At 57.2% G+C, this 21,683-nt stretch carries 19 protein-coding genes; 4 read left to right on the top strand and 15 right to left on the bottom strand.

What is annotated here, in order from left to right:
- On the bottom strand, window positions 1-580 hold a 580-nt coding region (locus tag K1Y02_05715), incomplete at its 3' end, for a 1,4-beta-xylanase (GenBank protein MBX7255838.1).
- A gap of 254 nt (window positions 581-834) precedes the next feature.
- Between K1Y02_05715 and K1Y02_05720 the strand changes: the two genes are divergently transcribed.
- Both K1Y02_05720 and K1Y02_05725 read left to right on the top strand, forming a co-directional pair.
- Window positions 835-1,236 carry a BlaI/MecI/CopY family transcriptional regulator gene (locus K1Y02_05720; protein ID MBX7255839.1) on the top strand — a complete coding sequence of 134 codons (402 nt, stop codon included), beginning with the start codon at window positions 835-837 and terminating at the stop codon, window positions 1,234-1,236.
- Complete coding sequence (locus K1Y02_05725; protein MBX7255840.1) at window positions 1,233-4,607, top strand: carboxypeptidase regulatory-like domain-containing protein; 3,375 nt, start codon at window positions 1,233-1,235, stop codon at window positions 4,605-4,607. Before K1Y02_05720 ends, K1Y02_05725 begins: the two co-directional genes overlap by 4 nt.
- A 40-nt stretch (window positions 4,608-4,647) precedes the next feature.
- Here the strand turns inward: K1Y02_05725 and K1Y02_05730 are convergent, their stop codons facing one another.
- From K1Y02_05730 to K1Y02_05770, 9 genes are all read right to left on the bottom strand, one after another.
- On the bottom strand, window positions 4,648-5,016 hold the full coding sequence (locus K1Y02_05730) for a hypothetical protein (protein ID MBX7255841.1): 369 nt from the start codon (window positions 5,014-5,016) through the stop codon (window positions 4,648-4,650).
- Between the two features lie 54 nt (window positions 5,017-5,070).
- Window positions 5,071-6,120 carry a galactitol-1-phosphate 5-dehydrogenase gene (locus K1Y02_05735; protein MBX7255842.1) on the bottom strand — a complete coding sequence of 350 codons (1,050 nt, stop codon included), beginning with the start codon at window positions 6,118-6,120 and terminating at the stop codon, window positions 5,071-5,073.
- Window positions 6,121-6,199: 79 nt separating this feature from the next.
- A complete protein-coding gene (locus K1Y02_05740) occupies window positions 6,200-6,427 on the bottom strand; it encodes a type II toxin-antitoxin system HicA family toxin (protein ID MBX7255843.1) in 228 nt (75 codons plus the stop codon).
- Entirely contained in the window at window positions 6,424-6,663 is a 240-nt protein-coding gene (locus K1Y02_05745) for a type II toxin-antitoxin system HicB family antitoxin (protein MBX7255844.1), read from the bottom strand. The genes K1Y02_05740 and K1Y02_05745 overlap by 4 nt, the downstream gene beginning before the upstream one ends.
- 278 nt (window positions 6,664-6,941) lie before the next feature.
- A complete protein-coding gene (locus tag K1Y02_05750; protein ID MBX7255845.1) occupies window positions 6,942-8,018 on the bottom strand; it encodes a hypothetical protein in 1,077 nt (358 codons plus the stop codon).
- 75 nt (window positions 8,019-8,093) lie between these two features.
- On the bottom strand, window positions 8,094-9,353 hold the full coding sequence (locus K1Y02_05755) for an efflux RND transporter periplasmic adaptor subunit (protein ID MBX7255846.1): 1,260 nt from the start codon (window positions 9,351-9,353) through the stop codon (window positions 8,094-8,096).
- On the bottom strand, window positions 9,350-12,472 hold the full coding sequence (locus K1Y02_05760; protein ID MBX7255847.1) for an efflux RND transporter permease subunit: 3,123 nt from the start codon (window positions 12,470-12,472) through the stop codon (window positions 9,350-9,352). Before K1Y02_05760 ends, K1Y02_05755 begins: the two co-directional genes overlap by 4 nt.
- Before the next feature lie 13 nt (window positions 12,473-12,485).
- A complete protein-coding gene (locus tag K1Y02_05765; GenBank protein ID MBX7255848.1) occupies window positions 12,486-14,009 on the bottom strand; it encodes a TolC family protein in 1,524 nt (507 codons plus the stop codon).
- Window positions 14,010-14,127: 118 nt separating this feature from the next.
- A complete protein-coding gene (locus K1Y02_05770) occupies window positions 14,128-14,685 on the bottom strand; it encodes an isoprenylcysteine carboxylmethyltransferase family protein (GenBank protein MBX7255849.1) in 558 nt (185 codons plus the stop codon).
- A gap of 303 nt (window positions 14,686-14,988) precedes the next feature.
- On the opposite strand from K1Y02_05770, the gene K1Y02_05775 reads away from it, so the two are divergent.
- Complete coding sequence (locus tag K1Y02_05775; protein MBX7255850.1) at window positions 14,989-15,768, top strand: hypothetical protein; 780 nt, start codon at window positions 14,989-14,991, stop codon at window positions 15,766-15,768.
- Between the two features lie 16 nt (window positions 15,769-15,784).
- On the opposite strand, the gene K1Y02_05780 is transcribed toward K1Y02_05775, so the two are convergent.
- The 3 genes from K1Y02_05780 to K1Y02_05790 all read right to left on the bottom strand — a co-directional run bounded on the left by K1Y02_05780 (window position 15,785) and on the right by K1Y02_05790 (window position 18,457).
- Complete coding sequence (locus tag K1Y02_05780; GenBank protein ID MBX7255851.1) at window positions 15,785-17,191, bottom strand: HAMP domain-containing histidine kinase; 1,407 nt, start codon at window positions 17,189-17,191, stop codon at window positions 15,785-15,787.
- Window positions 17,172-17,846, bottom strand: a complete 675-nt coding sequence (locus K1Y02_05785; protein MBX7255852.1) for a response regulator transcription factor — start codon at window positions 17,844-17,846, stop codon at window positions 17,172-17,174. The genes K1Y02_05780 and K1Y02_05785 overlap by 20 nt, the downstream gene beginning before the upstream one ends.
- Before the next feature lie 299 nt (window positions 17,847-18,145).
- The gene (locus K1Y02_05790) at window positions 18,146-18,457 is read right to left on the bottom strand and encodes a hypothetical protein (protein ID MBX7255853.1); all 312 of its coding nucleotides are present in this window, start codon (window positions 18,455-18,457) and stop codon (window positions 18,146-18,148) included.
- A 452-nt stretch (window positions 18,458-18,909) separates the two neighbouring features.
- Between K1Y02_05790 and K1Y02_05795 the strand changes: the two genes are divergently transcribed.
- The gene (locus K1Y02_05795; GenBank protein ID MBX7255854.1) at window positions 18,910-19,632 is read left to right on the top strand and encodes an HAD family hydrolase; all 723 of its coding nucleotides are present in this window, start codon (window positions 18,910-18,912) and stop codon (window positions 19,630-19,632) included.
- A gap of 621 nt (window positions 19,633-20,253) precedes the next feature.
- On the opposite strand, the gene K1Y02_05800 is transcribed toward K1Y02_05795, so the two are convergent.
- Window positions 20,254-20,730 carry an NUDIX domain-containing protein gene (locus K1Y02_05800; GenBank protein ID MBX7255855.1) on the bottom strand — a complete coding sequence of 159 codons (477 nt, stop codon included), beginning with the start codon at window positions 20,728-20,730 and terminating at the stop codon, window positions 20,254-20,256.
- 3 nt (window positions 20,731-20,733) lie between these two features.
- The gene (locus tag K1Y02_05805) at window positions 20,734-21,537 is read right to left on the bottom strand and encodes a hypothetical protein (GenBank protein MBX7255856.1); all 804 of its coding nucleotides are present in this window, start codon (window positions 21,535-21,537) and stop codon (window positions 20,734-20,736) included.
- Window positions 21,538-21,683: the final 146 nt, after the last annotated feature.

The following is a 21,683-nucleotide window of genomic DNA, read 5'->3' on the forward strand; positions in this document are numbered from 1 at the left end:
TCATGTTGGCGGGTTCATTGTAGAGGTCCCAGATCTGCACACGCTTGTCGTTTCCGAAGCGCGTGAGAAGCCCTTTGACGTATGGTTCGAGTTGGTCCACTTTCGCGGGGTCTTTCAGCACGTCAATGCTCGGGCTTTGCACCCAACCGGAATTGTGCACGTGGGGTTTGGGGTCGCGCTGCTTGCCAAGCTTGGGATAGGGGTCCCATACGGAATCGAACGGCACGAACATCACGCCAATACCGTGCTTGTCGGCGATGGATAGAAACTGGTCGATCCGGTTACAGAAGCCTTCGGCGTCCTGCTGCCACAAGAGGTCGTGCAGGAACACGCGAATGCTGGTAAAACCCAGGCTCTCGGCATAACCGAGTTCGCGGTCGATGGTGGCGGGGTCGAAGGTGTCGGCCTGCCACATTTCGAGTTGGTTGATGGCCGTGCTCGGGCTGAAGTTGCAGCCCACCAGCCACGGTTGTGCGGCATACCATGTGTTGGCTTTTTCTTCTGTCCAACGCGGGGCGGGGCCTTGCGCCAACGCCATCGCCACTACCGCCGCCGTCACTCCGGATGTCATCGCAAACATGACTTCTCCCCTCAACTCTGCCTAAGTGGTTTCGACTTGCCCCCCGACTTACGATGCACGAAGCAACCCAATTTCGCAAGTTGGTCGCTTGGTCTGCCATCGATGTGGCGCAGCCGGGCGTCCACTTCCTCGTAGCGCCCGACTTCCACGCCTGGTACTGCGATTCGGTATCGCCCTCCCCCTCCGTACCGCTTGACATCTACTATGCTCATAGTAGATACTATATTCATAGTAGCAAAACGAAAGGCGTTGCCATGAAGTCAGCTAGCCGGCCTTCCGAACTGGAACTCCAAGTCCTGGCCCTCATGTGGGAAAACGGCCCGCTGACGGCCCGGGAAGTGAGTGCGCTCATGCCCGACGGAAAGTCGCGGGCGTACACGACGGTGTTGAGCGTGCTTCAAGTAATGGAAAAGAAGGGACTCGTATCGCACACGCAGGATGGACGGGCAAATCGCTATGCGGCGAAGGCCGCCAAGCGCGCCGTACTTGGACCGATGTTGAGACAGATGGTCGCAAATGTGTTCGGAGGAAGCCCGTCGGCGGCAGTGCAGCACTTGTTACAGGAGACAAAAGTCTCAGCTGACGAACTGAGCGAGATTCGCAAGGTCATTGCGGAACATGACACGGCCTCAAAGCGAGGAGGCAAAGCCAAATGATCGATCTCGCCTCGCTGTGGAGTCCAACGCTATGGGCACAATTGCCCATGGCGCTGCTGCACACGATTTGGGAAGGCACGCTCATTTCCGTGCTGCTTTGGGCAGTGCTCCGTCGTCTCCCGGCGAAGCATGCAGACCTTCGATACGGCGCGAGCGTGGCAGCGATGGCGATAGTCGTGGCAACGTGGTGGACCACATGGGCATTGCTAGGTTTTGAGGCATCAAATTCGGAAGTCATGAACGATGCCACGAACGTCGCCGCAACCGCACCGTCCGCTTCCTCCATGACGCGCGCCGAGACGCCTGCACCAACTTCGAAGCCTACGCATTCGAGTATCCCGTGGCAACAGTGGACCACGTATGCGTGGCTCGCAGGAGTGGCCGCAATGACGATTCGTACCGCCGCGTTGCTCACGGGCGCGGGCCAATTGCGCAGAGAAAGCGTGCCGTGTACCAACGAGGCCGTTCTCGCGTTTGCGGAAGATATACGCGAAGCTATTGGCGTAGGACGCCGGGTCGCGCTGCGCGTGTCGCAAACGGCAACGAGTCCGTTTGCGATGGGTATTCTGTGGCCGGTGGTCGTGCTTCCCGCGCACATCGCTACGGGAATGCCGCCGGAATACCTCCGTGCAGTGCTTGCGCACGAGTTCGCACACATTCGCCGTTGGGATTATCTCGTCAACCTGATGCAGTTGCTCGTGGAGTCGTTGCTGTTCTTCAACCCCGCCGTGTGGTGGATTAGCCGGCAGATTCGGATTGAGCGGGAGGCCTGCTGCGACGCGATGGCCATCCGGCATTGCGGCAACGCAGTGGAATACGCGCGCGTGCTCGCCGACGCGGCTGAGCGAACCAATGCGTCGTTAGCTGCCGTCATGGCCATGGGTGGACCTCTGCCCGAGCAATCGCTGCTTGAGCGGGTGCGCCGTTTGCTTGCGCCGAATCATCGCCCCATCCTGTGCCTTCCCTGGTACACGTTTTCAATCTTCCTGCTCGTATCTACGATCTTGCTGGCAAGCCTCGGCGGCACCACGTTCTTCGCGGTGACGTTTATTGCCCAGGCTATGAAGCCCGAAGAGCGGATTGCGAAGATGGCCGAAGTGCAACAGAAGACCAGAGAATTGCACTTTGATGATTCTGCGCGCGTCGTAGTCACCGGTACCGTGCAAACCGAGGATGGTACGCCGCTCCCAAAACCGCTGAATATTAGTTTTGAGAGCATTACCGACTGTAGCTCCTGCTATGACTCGGCGCCTATTCATGACGGGCACTATGAAAAGGAGATACTGCCGGGGTTCGTTTTGGCGTTCTGCAGGGTAGATGGGTATGCCCTCTCTTTTGCGGAGCCAACGCTGGTCACACCGGAGCAGTCACCGCGGGAAATCAACGTCGTGTTACGGCGTGGCCGCACCGCGCAAATCCATTGTATGGACAACAACGGAACGTCGGTTGCCAACGCACGCGTCGTGTGGAACTTACCGCTTGTCATACCGACTCGCCAAAAGAATGCCCTCTGGTTTCCCGGAGGAGAAGCCGTCTCCGATGCCGAGGGTATGATCCAAGTTGAGCATTGCTGGGATCGGCCGCTCAAACTGGAGGTCATAGCACCAGGCTACCAAATGCGGCGAATACCGGAGGCCGCCATACCCACAAACGAAGCTTTCACGTGTATGCTCGAGAAGGCACGACCTGCGCGCATCATCGTCAAGGATCGCGTAACCGGCGCGCCCATTGAAGGAGCAGAATTGCTGCTCTTGGTGTCAGAAGGTCTGTATTTCTACCAATGCGACCTTCAGAATGGTCTGAACCCAGCACGCGACGCAATGCGGCTGGGAGTCTCGGACCCAAGCGGGCAAATCCTCTTCGACACCGCAAGCGAGGGCACGCGCTATTGGTGCGGCATCGCGGCTCCAAATGGCCGCAAGATCATTTTGGATCGCCCTATCGTCGCTGGGCAAGAAACGATAGACGTCGAAGTCGGTCCGCCGCTTTCTGTACGCGGCACGATATTCGCTCCTCCCGATACCAGCGACGTGTGGAATGGTCCGCATGAAGTTGGATACGAGTTCATCCTACGTATTGCTCATCAGTCCCATGGGTTAATGGGTAATTTTGACGCGGTCTTCAAAGACGGTGTGGCGGAATTCTTCTACTCGAATCTCTGGCCCTGTGGGATCGTGTTGTACGGTGGAGAAGACCGGAACGTGATCGATCTGCGAGAACCGGTGGACAATGTAGAACTCAGGCTTGCACCGAAAGTCCTAAAGACTGAGCAGGCCAAACGCAAAGTAGTCGTGCACTTCGTTGTGCCCGAAGGCAATCCGGCGCCACAAGGCACATTTCGGCTCGACCATATCGCCCGCCCCGGCGACACTCACTATACAATCAGGACATTTCCTATTCTCTTTGGCGAAGTTCATACCGAGGTACCGGTACCTACGAAGCTTGCTTACCATATGGACCGCACTGCAGGGTATTGGATCAAACAAGCTTCGGAGATAGTGGTTGATGCGGGGGATGAACCATTTCGGCTGAATGTGCCCACTCTGCCAGCGGGCGCGATTCATGGAAAAATATCCGGGAGCCATTCGAGAGGCCTGAACTTAACATTGAAAGAACTTGAGCAAGCGCCAAGTGTAGATACGCAGTCATTAGATGTTCAGCCCGAGTACAATGCCGATGGAGAGTATTCGATTAGCCCGCTGCCGATTGGCGGAGTCTATTGCGTCATGGCCTGCGCAGACGCCACGACAGTGATCAGTGATTCCATCGCGCTGACGGAGGCCGAGCCTATACACGAAGTGAACCTCACCCTACCTGAGGGGAAAACCATCTCGGGGCAAGTGACTCTGCCAGATGGAACCCCCTTGGCTGGCTGTACAGTAATGCTGAAACTCGCGCACCCCAAAATGTCTTCGTCGAATTCAACGTTAACGGATGGGCAAGGAAAGTTCCGATTCGAGCACGTAAACCCAGAGTGGGGCATGAGCTATTCTCTTGAGATCAGATCGAGAGCAGACTTCCAGCCGCTGTATCGCAAGGTGAAGCCAGGTGCAATCGTTGACCTCAGGCTAGAACACGGCAAGGTCCTTGAAGGTACGTTGATTGAAGATGCAAGCGGCCTTCCAATCCCCGGCGCTCAGGTTTGTGCAATCTCGTTGAAACAGCATGGCCTTGTGGAAGCAGAAGTCAAGACGGACAAGCACGGGAAGTTCCGCTTCAGTACGCTGAGCGATGGGGAGTACCGGCTCAGCGCGCGCGATGCACGCGAAATCAAGGAGATGTTGGTTACGCCCGACACTGGTAAACCGGTCGAGCTACGGGTGACATTAGCCGACTGGAGTACGTTGAAGCCTGCTAAAAAGAGTCAATGACTCTGCGCCGAGGCACGATCAAGCGCTAATCACTCTGCAGTCATTTCGACCCTGTATCGAGTTCATGTATCGCCTTGGCAATCGCTTCTTTGAATCGCAGGTCCGTTTCGTACGTCACATAGTCTGCATTCTGGAATTGGGTGAGTACTTCGCTGACATTGGCGACGTCGGACTTCTCCAGCGCATACACTATGGCCCGCACAAAGTCGCTGACGGCCCGCGTGTGGTCGTTGTTCGCCTTGTACCGTGCTGACGTGTTTGCGACCACCCCGGAGATGAGATTACCGAGTAACAGCGCGAGGAGTGTGTACCCGATCAAGACTCGCCGGTATCCTGAACGTAGTAGGAAGTACCACCCTGCACCGAATACGATCGTCAAGATCGCCGATACAATCCAGATTTCCGACATGCAGCCTCCTCCTCCCCCGAAGTCTGAAGCCAATGTGATTCGCCCTGAGTTGATTCACCGCCCCGCTTCGTTTACATACAGCACTTTGTTCGAAAGCTCGGTGCGGTCGCGCATGCGTTTCATGGCGTCGAAGAGGGTATCGAGGCCGACGCGGTGAGTGATGAGGCGTTTCAGGTTGAGTTTTCCGGAGGCCATGAAATCGAGCGCGAGTTTCCATTCGTTGCGCGGCAGGTTGCTGTAGCTGGAATTCCAGGTTCCGAACACTTTCAGTTGCTTGCGGAGGATCGCCCAGTAGGCATTCTGGGAGAGGCGCATATCGCCGTCGGGATTGCCCATGAGCACGACGCGGCCGAACGTGCGCGCGGCGAGCATGCATTGTTCGAAGGCCGCGGAACTGCCGGACGCCTCGACGACGAGATCGGCCCCGTCGCTGGTTACGCCGCTCAGCCACGCGGTGAGTTCGGTTTCGCGGACGTTGCAGGTATTGTCGAATCCGATGTCGCGCGCGAACGCGAGTTTCTTCTCGTCGATGTCGGCCAATAGCACCTTGCCCGCGCCCCAGGCCCGCGCCCACATGCCGAGCATGAGTCCGATGGGACCCGCGCCCATGATGAGTACGGCATCGCCAATATCGATCCCGGCTTGGCGCAGCGCATGCACGGCCACGGCGGCAGGTTCGGTCATGGCGGCCTCTTCGCTCGACACACCGTCCGGAAGCGGCAGGAGATTCCACACGGGCACGCGGACGTATTCGGCGAAGCCGCCGTCGCATCGCGACCCCAGGTAGTCGTAGTCGGCGCATTGTGCGTATTCGCCCACTTCGCACAACGCGCACGCGCGGCACGGGATCAATGGAAAGACCGCGGCCGCTTTGCCTACGAGCGCGGTATCGACGCCGTCGCCAACGTGTTCGACAACGCCCGCAAGTTCGTGGCCGGGGATCGTCGGGAAACGGTAAGTCCCCTTCACAAAAACGCGCGGGATATCCGACCCGCACACGCCACACGCGCCGACGCGCAGCAGCACTTCGCCTGCGGCAGGCTGAGGCGTAGGCACGCTCTCATGGCGCAAGTCGCCGACCGCGTGAAGGACACAGGCTTTCATAATCTATGCTCCTCGGGCTTGCCGCGAAAGGCAGTGGCTATACACTGTCGAAAAGAAAGTCTGACGGGAATAACTGTCATCACTTCAGCCGCAGAAAATCGTCAACACTAAATCCCGCATCCCTCAAGATGCGTGCGGTCAAACCGCGGCCTAGGTCGCAATGGGAATGGATGGGCACAGTGACCGCCGTCTTCTTTTCTTCGTGCCAAAGCGTGAGATGACTGCCCGATTGCCGGTCCTCTACGAAACCCTGTTTGCGCAGAAAGCGGACAAGCTCCTGCGCCGTGAGCTGCGGCATCCGGCTCATTCAGGGATTCCGACAGTCAATTCTTCGACGTGAACGAGCCGTTCTTGTTGTTCAATCTTCTGACCGTGGGTTCTCAGGGTGGCCAAATGTTGCTGAACTGCTTCGCGGATGTTCCGCTTGGCCTCTTCGATCGTAGAACCATTGCTGAAACAACCCGGTAAAGTTGGGCTATACGCGAAGTACCCTTCATCCTCAGGCTCTTTCTCGATCACAATCTCGAATGTGTAGAAACGCATCGGATGTCTCCGTGGCCGATTGGTCCCGTGCCAATAATCAGTATGAGGAATTGGCACGGATCGAGGCAAATGGCATTCAGTAACGTTCTACCCCGGATTCCTCACGAACACATTTGAACCTCTCTCGTAACAAGAGAGTTTGCGAGATTTGGGGCCAAGAAACAAAGCGGTTCTCCAAGAGCAGAGTGTGTTCGAGAGAAATCCTCGTGGCACAACCTCAAAGTCTTGCACGTGAGCAATTTGCGTCGGCGCTCAATCGCGCCGGTGCAAATTGCGGACTACTGTTCCGAATTCTTCTTGCGTGGCTTTGGCATATCGAAGTGTTCGCCCCAGGACAACACGACCGTGCTGCCTTTCTTCGCGGACAACGCCAGGTAAGCGTTGGAGCGTGTAAAGGGCGATGCGTTGCCATAGTCCTCGCCGGCGGAGCGATGCTCGAACTCCCAGTTGTGGCCCGGCGCCCAAACCGGCGCCAGCAGCGCGTCTATTTGTTTGGTCAGGTTGACTCCCCGCCAGTAGATGGGACTTCCGACCATCAGGTCGATACTCTTTCCACCTTCAACCAGCACATTCAACCAGCCGTACCACTGCAAGGCGCAGTTGATGTCGCCTTTGGTGGCGACAGTCATTCCCTCGGGCGTCGTGATCACGTAGGCGTTGCATGGCGTGCCGGAGGAATGCTCCGCGTTGTTCCATTGATGGTCCCACAGCACGTCGACTTTCAGTTTGCCGACATCGAGCGGCGTCCCCAGCGTTTGCTTGAGCGTTACCAATTTTTCGGCCCAGGGTTGATCCCCCCACATCTTCTTGTTGCTCTCCGTCACGACGACGGTCTTTCCTTTCTCAATAAGCGCGCGCGTCAACTCGTAGTCGATATGGTCGGAGTGCTCATGCGTGTGGAAGGAGACGTCGATAAGACTCGTCAGCTTATCGACCTGTTCGTCCGTCATGCAGAAGGTTTCGCCTTCTTCTTCCGGCGTCTTGTGCAAGTCTTTGTTGGGGCCTTGGTCAAGATCGATGGCGAAGACAACCGACGGCGTCTGGATGATCTCGGAACTCGAATACAACTGGAAATACCGGATGCCTTGCTTTGGACGTTCTTTTGAAAGCAGGTCAATCACGTGGTCAACCGAGCGGCGATAGTACGCAATCAACTCCGGACTCTTCTCCGAATCGGGGATAGCAATCCAGTCGTCCAGCGCCTTCAACGCGGCAAGGCGGGACTCCGATTGTGGTATGGATGGCGGCGCATCCGTTAGCGCCTGCCACAGGGCGGAACCGTCGTCGGCTACAGCGCAATACGCTATGGCCAGAAACATACAAACCGGCCAAGGCAGTCGAATCTTGACGTTCATGAAGTACCTCCAGGCGCATTAACGCGATGCGGAGGTATTTTGCCCGAAAGGACTGCGCGGAGAACAGTGCGAGAATTACTGCGCCTTGTCGGCTTCCGGTTTTACGATATGTACAGGGCACTCTTCGGGAAGGGCATAGCCGCCTTCCGTGGCTACCGTGTCTCCCGCCGAGATACCCGCTACAATCTGGACAACTCCGGGGGCGTGGGCGCCGGTCTTGACCACAGTCTGGTAGGCCTTGTCATCACGGATGAGTGTGACCACGGATTCGCCATTGCGATCCGCCACCGCTGCGGTCGGAACAACAAGCGCATTGGGAATCTCCGGCAACGCAATACTCACACGACACGCAAGTCCGGGACGCAATGCGCCGTCCTTGTTATCGATGCGAACAAGCGTCTCGACGTCGCCGGTGCTTTCATCGGCCACTTTCCCGACACGCGCCACGGCGCCTTTGTACTCCGAGCCGGACGTGCCATCAAGTGTGACCTTTGCCGTAGCGCCTTCCGTTACTTGCGCAAGACTGCTCGCCGGGACCCGAACGCGCGCATAGACAAACGATAGATCCACGACGGTGGCAACTTTTGAAGTCATGTCGAGGGACATGCCTTGACGAACAAGCAACTGCGTGATGACCCCGTCTATGGGAGACGAAATGGTGCTGAGTTCAAGGTTCAACTTTTGCGCGGCCAGCTCACTCTCCGCGGATTGAAGCTGGGCCTTAGCTTGTTCAATGGCCTCGGGACGCGTCCCGGCCTCCGATACCTTCAAGCGTTGCGCGGCAGCCTGACTGGCAGCGTCGGCCTCATCGGCGGCGGACTTCGCCATCTCAAACTGAACGTCGGCAATTTCCCCGTGTTCGTGCAGGGGTTGAAGCGCTTTGAGTTTGGCGCGTTGGGCTTCGGCGGCAGCGAATGCATTTCGCGCATCTTGCCGCGCGGCTTCAATCTCGGCGCGCAACGGACCCTTCTGAAGCAAAGCAACATTGGCCCTTGCTTCTTCGACGGCCGCGGCAGCCTTGCTCACGTTGGCTTCAACCATGCGCGAATCCAGCAATACTACGGGGTCGCCCGCTTTCACTGCTGCGCCTTCTTCAATGCAGACACGGCTGACAAATCCAGCTACTTGCGGACACAGTTCCACGGTGCGTTCGGGGGCAGCAATAAGGGCTCCCATGAGATCGAGCGACGGACGCAGAGTTGTGGTTTCCACGGTAGCTGCCGAGACTTCGACGGGTGCACGTTCCTCACCCTCGCCTTCGATCGCCGTGTTGCCACCGCAACCCGCAGTCATCGCCGCCACGCATGCAATGCACACCAGAATCCATGTCTTCACGTCGAATTCCTCGCGGTTCTGCTTGGATGAAGCGCCTTCATCAGTGCGTAATACACCGTTGGTGTAGCAATCAGCGACAGCACAAGCGAAACACACAAGGCGCCGATCACGCCGATCGCGAGAGGACGCAGCAGGTCCGCGCCTGCGCCAATTCCGTAAGCAAGCGGCAACAATCCGAGAAATGCCGTTAACGAAGTCATAAGAACGGGGCGCAGTCTCCTGCGCCCCGACTGCACCAGGGCCTCTTCCAGCGAGTATCCGCGGCGCTGCAACTGCTCGACGAAGTCGAGCATAAGGATGCCGTTCTTGGCGACAATGCCAAATCCGATGATGGCCCCGAGAAAGGAGACGATGTTCAACGATGTCCCCGTAACCCACAGAGCGCCGACGACACCGAGAAGAGCAAGGAGAGCCCCAATCACGATGGCGATGGGATGTGCGAACGTTCGGAATTCAAAGATGAGAACCGTGAGGACGAAGAAGATCGCCATGGCGAGTACTCGCGCGAGGTTAGCAAAGGACTCCTGTTGCTGCTGGTACAAACCGCCGTACTCAATGCTTACATCAGCGGGCAGATTGACATGCTCTTTAATTGCGCGCTGAATGGCCTTCATGCCGCTGCGCGTGTCGATGCCGGAGAACCGTGCCGAGACGGCAATCAATTGCCGCTGATCCTCGCGGTGCATTTCAAGCAGCCCAGGTTCATGTTCCAGGTCGGACACTTCGCCGAGTGTAACGCGCGGTCCACTTGCACTGGTCAGCGGGACGTTCTGAATCTTTCGCTCGTTCTCGCGTTCCTTTTCATCCATGATCACGCGAATGCCCACGATCCGGTCGCCTTCCAGGACGTACGATGCCTCTTTTCCGAGCAGCGCAGATTCGACTTCATCGCCAATCTGCGCCGCCGTCAAACCGCTGCGCAGAGCATCGGCTGTGTGGACACGAAACGTCAGGGATGGTCCTGCAACGACGAGACCGTCATTCACGTCGACAACGCCGGGGATCTTCTCGATCTCTTCGGCGATCTGCGGCGCGACGGTCTTAAGAGACTCGACATTGGAACTAAAGATCTTAATCTCGACCGGTTCCGGAGACCAGGTCAAGTCACCGATCAGGTCCGCCAACACGCCGGGAAACTCGACTTCCAGCGCAGGTTCAGCAGCCTCCACCTCCTCGCGGACGGCGTCGACGACTTCATCGGTGTCGCGTTCCCGATCAGGTTTTAGTTTCACCAAGAAGTCGCCAATGTTGGGCTCCGTCGCTGCGAGTCCCAATTGCGCCCCCGAGCGCCGCGAGTAGCTTTCAATCTCGGGCGTCTTTCGCAGGATGGCTTCGATATGCCGCATCATGCGATCGGTCTCGGTGAGGCTTGTGCCCTCGGGACTGACATAGTCCAACACGAACGCGCCTTCGTCCATGTGAGGCAGAAAGTCACTGTCGAGCCGTTGGTAGAGCACGGTCCCGAGAAGAAGCACGAATGCCATGCACATGAGCGCCAACGCGGGATGGCGCAGAGAGACGCGTACCACGCGCTCGTAAAGACGAATCAATCGCCGCAGTATGAATCCACCTTGCTCCAATTCGTCCTGCGTCTCTCCGGGATGCCGCCGCAATAGAGCAATACCGAGCGCGGGGGTCAAGGTGAGCGCAAGAAGAAGCGATATCAATAAAGAGGCGGCCATGGTAAAGGCGAGGGCACGGAAGAACACACCCGGCACGCCTTCGAGGAACGCCAGTGGAAGAAAGACCACTACGGGAGTAATCGTGCTTCCCACCAGCGCATGGCCAACCTCTGAGAGCACCTCATGTATGGACTCGCGCAGGTCACGTCCCGCGCACATCTTTGTGTGCATCGCCTCAACCACGACAATGGCGTCGTCGATGATCAGGCCAATCGCCGCGGCGATTCCGCCGAGCGTCATCAGATTGAAGGTCATTCCCAAGGCGTACATGCACGTCAACGTCATCAGCAGGCACATGGGAATTGCCAGGATCGCTACAAATGTCGTTCTCGCGTTTCGCAGGAAGAGATACATCACAAGAACCGACAGCAGCAGGCCAAAGCCGATACTTTCCCACACACTTCGGCTTCCTTCACGCACGAACAATGACTGGTCGTAGAAGAGCGCCAACTTCATGTCCGGCGGCAGGGTCTTGCGCAGAGCACGCAATTCATCGTGCAGCGCGGCCGCAATGCCTACCGTGTTCCCGTCGGGCTGGCTATAGACATTGAGGAGAACCGCGTCAACGCCGTCCGCCGACACGATATTGTATTTGGGAGCCTCGCTACGCACGACCATCGCCACGTCGCCCACCAAGACCGGCGCGCCGTTGACCCATGCCACGGGGAGCTTCTCAACGTCCGCGGCTTTCGCGACGCGTCCATCGACCAGGGTGAGGTAGAGTTGGCGGTTCTCTTCGTGGAGTCCCGCGGATACGAATGTGTTGGTCTGAGTGATGGCGTCAGAAACCTGCGCCAGTGTCAGGTGATGCGCGTCGAGTTTGGCAGGATCAACCACAACGTGATACTCAGGCTTCTTACCGCCAACAATGTTCACGCTGGCAACGTCATTGATACGGAGTAGCCTTGGCTTAATCTCGTATTCGGCCTTTTCCCACAGCTCGGTGATATTGCGTGTAGTACTCGTTAGGCTGAAACCCAGTATTGGAAACGAAGAGAACGTCAATCGATTCACGGTGTACTCTGCCGTGTCGGGTAAAGAGCTTCGAATTTGCGACAATTGGGCCAACACGTACAGTTCCGCCTGAATCATGTCTGTCTTCCAGTCGAAGAAGACATTGACCTCCGCGGAACCGCGTCCCGTTGCGGACCGGATGTTGACCGTTCCAGGGGCGTTTTTCATGGCCTCTTCGATGGGCCGCGTGATGGTTGCCATCATCTCGTCCGCGGGCATCACACCGTTGTCAACCAGAATTACGATGCGCGGGAAATCGGTCTGAGGAAAGACAGAAGCGGGCATACGGTACGCCGCATAGATACCGGCGACGCAAAGCGCAAGGGAAACAAACAGAATTGTGCTTCCATGTCGTACAACGTAGCTGCTTCGTCCGTTCTGAAGGGGCGTACTGGCGGCCGATGATGTTTGCTCAGTATTCAACGAAGTACTGCCTCTACTTCACCGGCGCCGGCGAATTAGCTGCAGCGTCTTCGAGCGCGCCACCCACTGCCTTCTCAAGATCGGCAAGCGCGGAGGCGTAGTCGGCAGCAAACCGCGCACCGGCTTCTTTGTGGTCGTTGAGCGTTTGCTGCGCCACGAGCAAGGTCAGGATATTCTCCTCACCGGCCTCATACGCCCGCTGGGCTGTCGCGATGTTCTGCTCCGCGAGAGGGATTGCGTCGCGGCCGGACAGTTCGAGCAGACTCTTAGCCGCTTGCAGCCGGGCCACGGACTCACGAACGTCTTGCATGACGCCAAGCGCCATTTCTTCGTAGTCTTTTTGCTTCTGCGCGTACTTGAAGCGGGCTTTGGCGATTTGCGCCTTGTTCTGATCCCAGATCGGAAGCGTAACTTGAAGGCTGGGGCCTAGAATCATGTCGATGGTTTGGCGCTTCTCCAATTTTCGGCCACGCCAATTGTCGAGCTCCTGCAACGCCAGGTCCTTGGCATTCTGCCTGCCCGCCTGAGCTTGGCCGCGGCCAACCTGGGCCAACTGCGTGATGGCCTCATTGATACTTTGGCTTGCCGTAACGCCGCTGAGATCGGGTTTCTGCGGTACCGGAGGCAGTGGTTTCAGACTTCGGGGCGCGCGTGCCTCGGGGCGTTCTCCCTCAATCCCGAGAACAAGGCTCGAGAGTATAGAGCGGCGCTGATGCTTTATTTCGGCTTCCGCGGCGTCCAAATCAAGGGCGGCCATCCGGACATCCAGTCGCGTGTCCAGAGCACGCTTTACCAGAGCCGCCTCATCGGGACAGTCCGCTGTCACACGCGGGAGCGGGTCTGTTAGTCGAACACCAGCCTGCTCGAATGACAACCCCAGCAGCCGTTCAAATCCCGCTCGCGCGACATCTCGATCTCGTCGCGTGGATTCCAATCGCATTTGACCTTCGAGAACACTGGAGGCGACAAGGTTCACGTCGAGGATGGTGGCCTCGCCCGCTTCAAACCGGTTTCTAGCGAGTTGCTGTGCATGCTTGAGTAAATCGAGGTTTCCGGCCAATACGCGTTCTGCCTCTTCTTGCGAACACACGTCGAAGTACGCGCGCCGGACTCTCGCGGTGAGGTCTACAGCCGCATTCACGACGTGAAAGACTGTTTGCTCCAGTTGGTCTTTCGCGATGCGCTTGCGGACAGGTATCTGCCACAAGTCGGCGATTTCCTGAGCGAAGCCCACGCTGAGGTTGCTGCGTCCACCGCCTTCGGGAAAGCGGGCGCTCAGGGAAAGGGATGGATTTGACAGCAATGCCGATTGCGCCACATCCGCCCGCGATACGCCGATCTCTTGAAAGATCGACTGAAATGCGCGGTTGTTGAGCAGAGCCACGCGAATGGCCTCTTCCTGCGTCAACCCGCCGTCAAGCAAGGCGGCGACGCGTTGCTGAACGTCAGACTCAATCGTGGGGCTATACACAACGTTTGAGCCCGTACGCTGCTGGATGAGTTCGCCGGCCCTCGTATAGTCCTTCTCCGGCTTCACAGTGCCGCATCCCGCGAAAGCAAGGATGAGAATAGGTAAGGCTATTCTTCTTCCCATCGTCACTGAGTTTTTGCTCCCAGCCTGGCTCATGTCTTGGCAGCTCACGATCGACACCGCCCTACCCGAAGAACTCCTTTGCGACAAGTGGAATCACGAGAAGCAGGCAGTGCGCTTCGGCCACAAGGCTGGGCAATAGGAATCGCCGCGCCATCTCGGGGCGGAGGCCTCTGCTGCCGAAGCGGGGCACCCAACGAGAAGTTGTTTGAAGATAGGAAACGTACGGCGCCCCGTATTTCTCGGTGAGGTGCGCTTCTTCTCTCCGCACCACGAACCGGTACACAAGCACGCACCAGGCGAGCATCAGCGGCAGAAACCAAATCAATTCGGAAACCACCGTCAGACCGAGCAGCATCGTCGTGTTCGCAATGTAGATCGGATTGCGCACAAGAGAATAGGGACCGGTGGTTGTAAGTGTTTTGTGAATACGTAACCGGTAGTGAAGATGTACTTGCGCCCACACCCGAATGGCAACGCCAATAAAGAAGACCGTAAGCCCTATCGGCCAGATCACGGCATCGTGCTCGGTCTCCCCGGCAAATACAAGCAAGCAGAATAGGTAGGGTGGCGCCATCAACACCCCGCGAAAACGATAAGCGCGTTCAAGCCAAACGTTCATATGTAAAGCTACCTCTTTCGATGCCGCGTGGACACACCTGCCCGCGGCGTACCTCCATGAAGTGTAGAAGACAGGCGCTTACCGGATGCTTGCCGAAACATTACCGTTTGGCAATCTTGAGGAAAGCTGCAAACTCCTGTCGCTCCTTGAATTACGCTTATCCCGCATAGCGAAGATTGCCAAATGGTCATGTACAGGTAATCTCCGGGTTAACTCGTGCTTGTTATGCTGAATGGCGTGTCCAATGATCAGAACGGATCCCGTTACAGATATACATAGCCAAAACACGGAGCGTTGATACCTATGAGCCGAAATCGATCTTTCCAGGATTCGATCGCGCCTTTAGTTGTAGGCACCATTCTCGCCCTAGCACCGTTCTTGTTCAGTGCGCCCGCCCATGCCGTTGATCCGACTTCGCTGGAGCCGGCAGAAGCGTTCACGCCTCGGACTCTTGAACTCGAACTGGAGACCGCGTACGAAAAATACGAGGATGCCGAGTTGGAGCTTGAAGCGACTGTCGGCTATGCGTTCAGTGAGAGGTGGAAATTGGAGGCGGCGCTGCCTGTCGAGTACGAAGAAGGAGACGGAACCGAGGTTGGCGATGCTTCACTGAAACTCATCCACACGTTTAACCCGGATACAGAGAAGTGGCCGCTCCTAGGCCTCTCGCTTAAGCTGGCCTTTCCAACTGGCGATCACGGTGATGAGGATCACGGAGGCATCGATACCGAATTGATGTTTTATGCGATGCAATCGCTTGGCGGTCCCGACAGCAAGCATCAATTGCATCTGAACCTGGGCGGCACATTCGTGGGTGGCGCGTCCGATGAAGAGCGCGACTTCAGGTACTCGGCCCTGCTCGGATACTCCTATGCGCTCAATGAGCGAACGACGTTAGTCGCTGACTTCATACGCGAAGAGCTCGAAGAGAATGGCGAAGACTCGAATATGCTTGAGGTCGGAGTGAAGCGTCAGGTGAACGATTCCGTGGAAGTCGCGGCGGGAGCGGGGATTGGCCTTGGCGAGGATTCTCCGGATTTCATGGTGAAGGCGGGCATCGGTTTCAAGACCGGTCAGAAGTAACTCCAAGCGACGAATCTCAGGCCGTTGCTTTCGGCAATGCGATCGTGAAAGTGCTGCCCTTCCCGAGCATGCTGGTTACAGAAATGGTGCCACGATGTGCTTTCACGATCGCCTCTGCAAGGCTTAGTCCTAGTCCATTACCCGGTTGTGACCGGCTTTCGTCGGCGCGGTAAAAGCGCGAGAAGATCCCGGGCACATGTTTTTCGGCGATGCCGACGCCGGTATCGGTCACGGTGACGCGGACCTCAAGGGCGCTTTCCGAAGTCTCTACGCTCACTTCGCCACCAGCTTCCGTGTACTTGACGGCATTGTCGATGAGTTGCGCTACAGCGCGCCGTAGGCGATGAGGGTCGCCCCGAAACAGGGCATCGCCGTTTGATCGCACGTTAAGCCGTATCCCCTTGTCTTCCGCCGCAGGCGCAAACAGATCGGCGACGTCGTGAGCCAGGTGCGCCATGTTGAATTCCGACGTGGTGAGACGCGCCAGTCCCGCTTCCGTTTCCGAAATCTCAAGCATCGTATTGATCAGCGTCAACAAGGCGTCGCAGTCCTCAACAATGCTCCCCAATACGGAACCCTGGGCCGAGGTATGATCCGTTTCGTCAAGGGCGACTTCCGCGGTGCCACGGATTCTCGTGATGGGTCCGCGCAGATCGTGCGCGATATCGTCGGATACTTCTTTCAGGTTCTTGATGAGCCGCTCGTTGTGCTCGATCATCCGATTGAAAGCCGTTGCCAGGTCGGCGATTTCGTCTTCGTAGCCGGATACCTGCACGCGCTGACTCAAGTTACCCAATTCGATGCTTGTAGCGGCATAGGTGACTTGCTCCACGCGGCGAAGCGCGCGCCGCAGCATATACCAGGCTCCGGCCGCGGAGAAGGGCACGATAACGATTATTCCCCCGAGAAAGACCCAGCGGAACGTGTTCATGATGGCATCGTTCGCTTCGGTGGATACGCCCATTTGGAAAATGATGTCGCCGTTGAGGGGCGCGGTCATAACGCGCGTTTGAGGGCCGGTCGCTGTTGTGGTCAACGTCTCGAACGCGGGTTCGTTTTTCGCCGGCACGCGAATCTGAGAACCAGTGGACTCGAACTCGGGCCACGCGTGCATGCTGGTTGTACCAACGACAGATCCTTGCATATCAAGCAAGCGAAAGAACAGTCGGTCAGTACCCTCTGACATGGCTTCACCATTCAGCACGTCCGTGAGCACGGAAATGCCTCGCGATTCGAGCAGGGCCGAGTATTCTCCGATTTCATTGATCATTGACTGATCGAGGCGGCTGTCGAGGCTGGCGCGCAATACGTAATAACCGATTGCCAGGACTGAGGCAAAAGACATCGCGAAGACAACCGCAAACCAGCACGCCATTCTGAAGGCAAGGCTTTTCGTGGCGCGTCTATTGGGACCGAAGAACATATCCCACCCCTCTCACGGTGTGGATCAGGGCGTTGCCGAATCCTTTGTCGACTTTGTCCCTCAAGCGGCTCATCCGCGCTTCGACCACATTCGTTTGCGGATCGAAGTTGTACCCCCAGACATGCTCCATAATCATGGTCTTCGATACGACCCGGCCGGCGTTTCGCATCAGGTATTCGAGCAGCGAGAATTCGCGCGGCTGCAGTTCGATGGGCTTACCCGATCGCACTACTTCACGCTTGAGCAAGTCCATCTCCAGATCGTCGTAGGTGAGCGCAGTCGGCTCCGCCACGGCGCGCGCCCGCCGTATGAGTGCCTGTATGCGCGCCAACAACTCGGAGAAAGCAAAAGGCTTCGTGAGGTAATCGTCGCCACCCGATTGAAGACCGGCGACTCTGTCACTTACCGATTGCTTCGCGCTGAGGATAAGCACGGGGACATTGACGCCCTGCCGCCGCAAGTCCTCAATCAAGCTGATGCCGTCAAGCTTCGGAAGCATTATGTCGACCACAGCCGCGTCGTAGGACTCCGTCGTAGCCAGATGGAATCCGTCCAGGCCGTTGGTTGCGTGATCGACCGTATACCCGGATTGTTTCAGGCCTTTCACAACAAATGCCGCGATTTTGGCGTCGTCTTCGACCAACAAGATGCGCATGGACTGCAATATGCCCTGATGTTCTGTATTTGAAGACACGGCTCTTCGCAACAGGCAAAGGACCTGCTGACATTGTGCCACAGCGCGGCGGATTGCCGTTACTTACGCAAGATCCGGTCGCGTGCCGACCCGAGAGCGCGAACAGGACATGCGGGTCCGCTTCGGCCTGTGCCGATGGTGATGAACAGACGTTGTTCTCGCTCTTACGGAAACGGGGATCGCGGCGAATGAAGTGCCTAGTCCGGATTTCTCGTGAGCAATTCGCGTCGGCGCTCAATCGCGCCGGTGCAAACTGCGGACTACGCGGCTTTGCTGTTGGTCGTCGCGAGCGATCTCGCCGAAACGGCCGTCGGCGCGTTCGTTTCGACAGGAACTGCCTCAAGCACTACGGGCTCGGGAAGTCTGCTCTCAATGAAGCGAACCAACGAAAGCATGATTCGGCGCAGGCCGCGTGCCGCGGCGGTGAAGAGCATGTCTCCGGCATAGACGACGGCCGGCACGGGCACGAAGGTATCGCCGTTGCGGGTAGCCACCCATACGCCCATGGACGCTTCCGCAGACGGGAACCCTCCCATGGAAAAGTTAGAGGTATCCTGTTCTGTCTTGTTCATGTGATGCGTGTATCCTATCGCCCGGAAAGGCTGCGGTTGGTCTACAAAAGTCCTATATGAACGCTTGACTGCATGCATACATTCCCCTGCGCCGTGCGCTGCAGGATTGCTTTCGCAGCCTGAGCTGGCGGGGTTTGCAACGCGCATGCATTCTGCCGGCCGCACGTTACGGCGGCATTAATCCGCAATTTGCACCGGCGCGATTGGGCGCCGACGCAATTTACTCACGTGCAAAACGTTGAGGTTTTGCCATGAGGATTACTCGCGAACACACTCTGTTATTGGAGGACCGCTTTTTTCACCGCACGTCTCGCAGACACGCGGGTTACGGGAGATGTTCAAGTGTGTTCGTGAGAAATCCGGGTTAATGGCGTGTTTTAAGTGTGTATAATCCCGTGACCCGTGAAATGGTTCCGCCCCTGGCGGAGTGTACCAAGGAGACTCCGACCGTCGTGCATATTTCGCAGTTTCAGGCCGTACTCTTCGATCTGGATGAAACGCTCCTGGAGAATACGCGTTCGTTTCAGGACATGGCCTACGACACGTACTTCCAGTTCCGGACTGACTTGGACCCGGTTTCCGCTGACGATTTCTGGCAGGTCTTCTGGAGCAAGGCCGTGGACATGTGGTACATGATGATAGACGGCGTCATCACCGGCGATGAGGCGCGTCTCTACACCTTCGTGAACACGTTGCGGGCGCTCGACGCCGATTCCGGTCTCGCAAAGCCCATGTTGGAAGACTCCCATGCGCGTATCGTGAACGCGACCAGGTTGTTTGAAGATACGATTCCGGTGCTGACCCGCTTAAGGGAAGCGGGCTTGCGGCTGGGCATTGTCACCAATGGCTATGCCACCACGCAGCACGGAAAGATCGCGCGACATTCCCTTCGGCCTCATGTGGATTTCGTGGTCGTCTCCGAAGAGGTCGGTTCGCACAAACCCGATCCCGCCATCTTCGGGGCGGCGGTGTCTTTGGCGCAGTCGGCCCCGGCGAGAACGCTTTTTGTAGGGGACACGTTCGTCAACGATATTGAGGGAGCGCTGGGGGCCGGTCTACGCGGCGTCCTGGTCGACCCTTCCGGCCGGATGGCAAGCGGGCCTTCGTTTCAAGGTGAGTCAGTGCCAAGTGTGCGCTGCCTCGCCGAATTGCTGCCAATCCTCGGGCTCGAGTAACCCCAAAAAGGAGTTGCGGCGTCTGTGATGGCGGGTCAGACGCCGCAATGGTGGGGGTTCAATCGCGTCCAAGTGGGGAGTAGGACGCGTTAGGAGGCTAATTGAGTTCTTGGCGCAACTGGCGCCGTAGGTCTAGGAGCTGGCAATAACCCAAGTGGTCGCATACAACACAGAACCCAGCATGATGCAGCGTGGCCGCACCCGGCTGTAAATCACCCGCTTACCCTGAATTTTCGTCAGGTACCACATTTTGAATCGGGACGTTGTGGTGGTTCGGTGTCGCATGATCTCCTCTCTCCTCGGTTCAGCTTTTGTCTTCTTCGAGCGGTCATCTATTGACAGAGCAAGCATAATGCCAATCTTATAAAAGGGCACGACTGCGAGTTTTTCTAGTTTTCCTGCGGAAAGATTTGGATTCTTCGCCCTTGTAACTCATTGAAGTTGTTCAATTTCGTTGCAGGATACGCCCCCGCGTTCATAAATGGACGCCCAAGAGCGATGCAAATTGAGTGGCAACAGTTTTCTAAGTTACGACAAGCCCCGAATTTCAAGACTCAGCGTCAGAACAGGAGGGAATTAACGAAACCAAGGAGGTCAATGAGGGGGAAAAAGGATATCAGGCTACTGTTGCTGGGCCTGCTGAGCTGATTTTCGCAGCCACTCTGCGGCCCGCAGGGCAAAATCGCGTTCAGTTTCGTACGTGAGCATGCTGGTGGCGCTTTGCAGGGATTCGGCCCATAGAGGCGAGAAGAGTGCTTCCTCTGACCCTGGTGCAGCGTGGATGGGTCTTCGCTCGGCGGACCGCAGGCGCATCAGGTAGTAATGCTCGTTACGGTGGTAGTGGACGTTTTCGAAATCGTATTCGCTGACTGACTCGCCGAGGTCGGCAATCACGTCGAGTTGGCAGTATCCGGTTTCCTCGCAGGTTTCCCGGACGGCCGCTTCAGCATCGGTTTCGCCAGGGTCGATATGACCCTTTGGCAGGCGAACCTCGTGGATTTCGCGGTTATCGCGAACAACGTGCCGCTCGATAAGCAAAACGCGCAGGGAAGAGTCTAGAACGATTCCGCCAGCGGCACGATATCGTCTGGTCTTCACGGTCTACTGGACGGCCGGTTCCGTTATAACGGGCGACCCGTCCGGCATCTCCGGAACGTGGTAGGCGATGGCCTCAATCAGGGTATCGCTACCAACGGCATATCCGCCGCAGTAGAGCTGCCCAGGAGAGACTTGAGCCATTCCATAGGCATCGATGTACTCTTCACCGGTTTTAACGCCGACGTATTCCGCATCCAACTGGGTCGGGCTGCTGAGCTTTGCTTCACCCCTGAACTCGTAATTCCCCCCCACGGTGGCGACGAAATAGACACTATCGCCCTGGGTCTCCACAATCGCCTGGCCGATTACCGGGGCAAAGGGTTCTTCACTGCGCTTCAGGACATAGCGCCCATCGAATCCATTGGTCAATTGGTACTGGCTTAACGCGATCTCGGTTTCCGAAGGTGAAACGGGGTGTTCAACCAGCTTTTTGGCCAGTTCCTCGTAGATAGCCGAAGAAGAAGTCCAGAGCAACTCCGGATCCGACTCGGAACCTGTGTCTTCGAATCCTTGCGTGAGCATGGACTCGATCGACGACACGTTGAAGGCGACCCAGAGAACAACCAAGAGGCCCAGAACCATCAGGAGACTGGAGAGAACTCGCCGGGGGTGGATTTTTTCCTCGATGGGAATGACAGGACCTTCGCTGGAGAGGCGCCTGGTCCGTTGATCGCGCAGGTTATTGCCGCACATTTTACAGAGCAATGTGCCGGGAGGGTTAACCGTGCTGCACTGTTCGCACACGGCATCCGCATCAATATGCAGATCGGAGTGCTCCGCGATTCCCTCTCGTCCGCTCGGTTCCATTGACGCTCATACCTCCACACGGGTTTATGCCGAATCGTCTGTCGATTGCATGACTCACCGGTACCCGCTACCCCGGCAGCGGGCTATGAACGCATCGCTTGTCGACACAAAGCGCCCCAACCCATTGTGTCACAGAGCAACTCGTG

Source organism: Candidatus Hydrogenedentota bacterium, from assembly GCA_019695095.1.
Lineage (GTDB): Bacteria > Hydrogenedentota > Hydrogenedentia > Hydrogenedentales > SLHB01 > JAIBAQ01.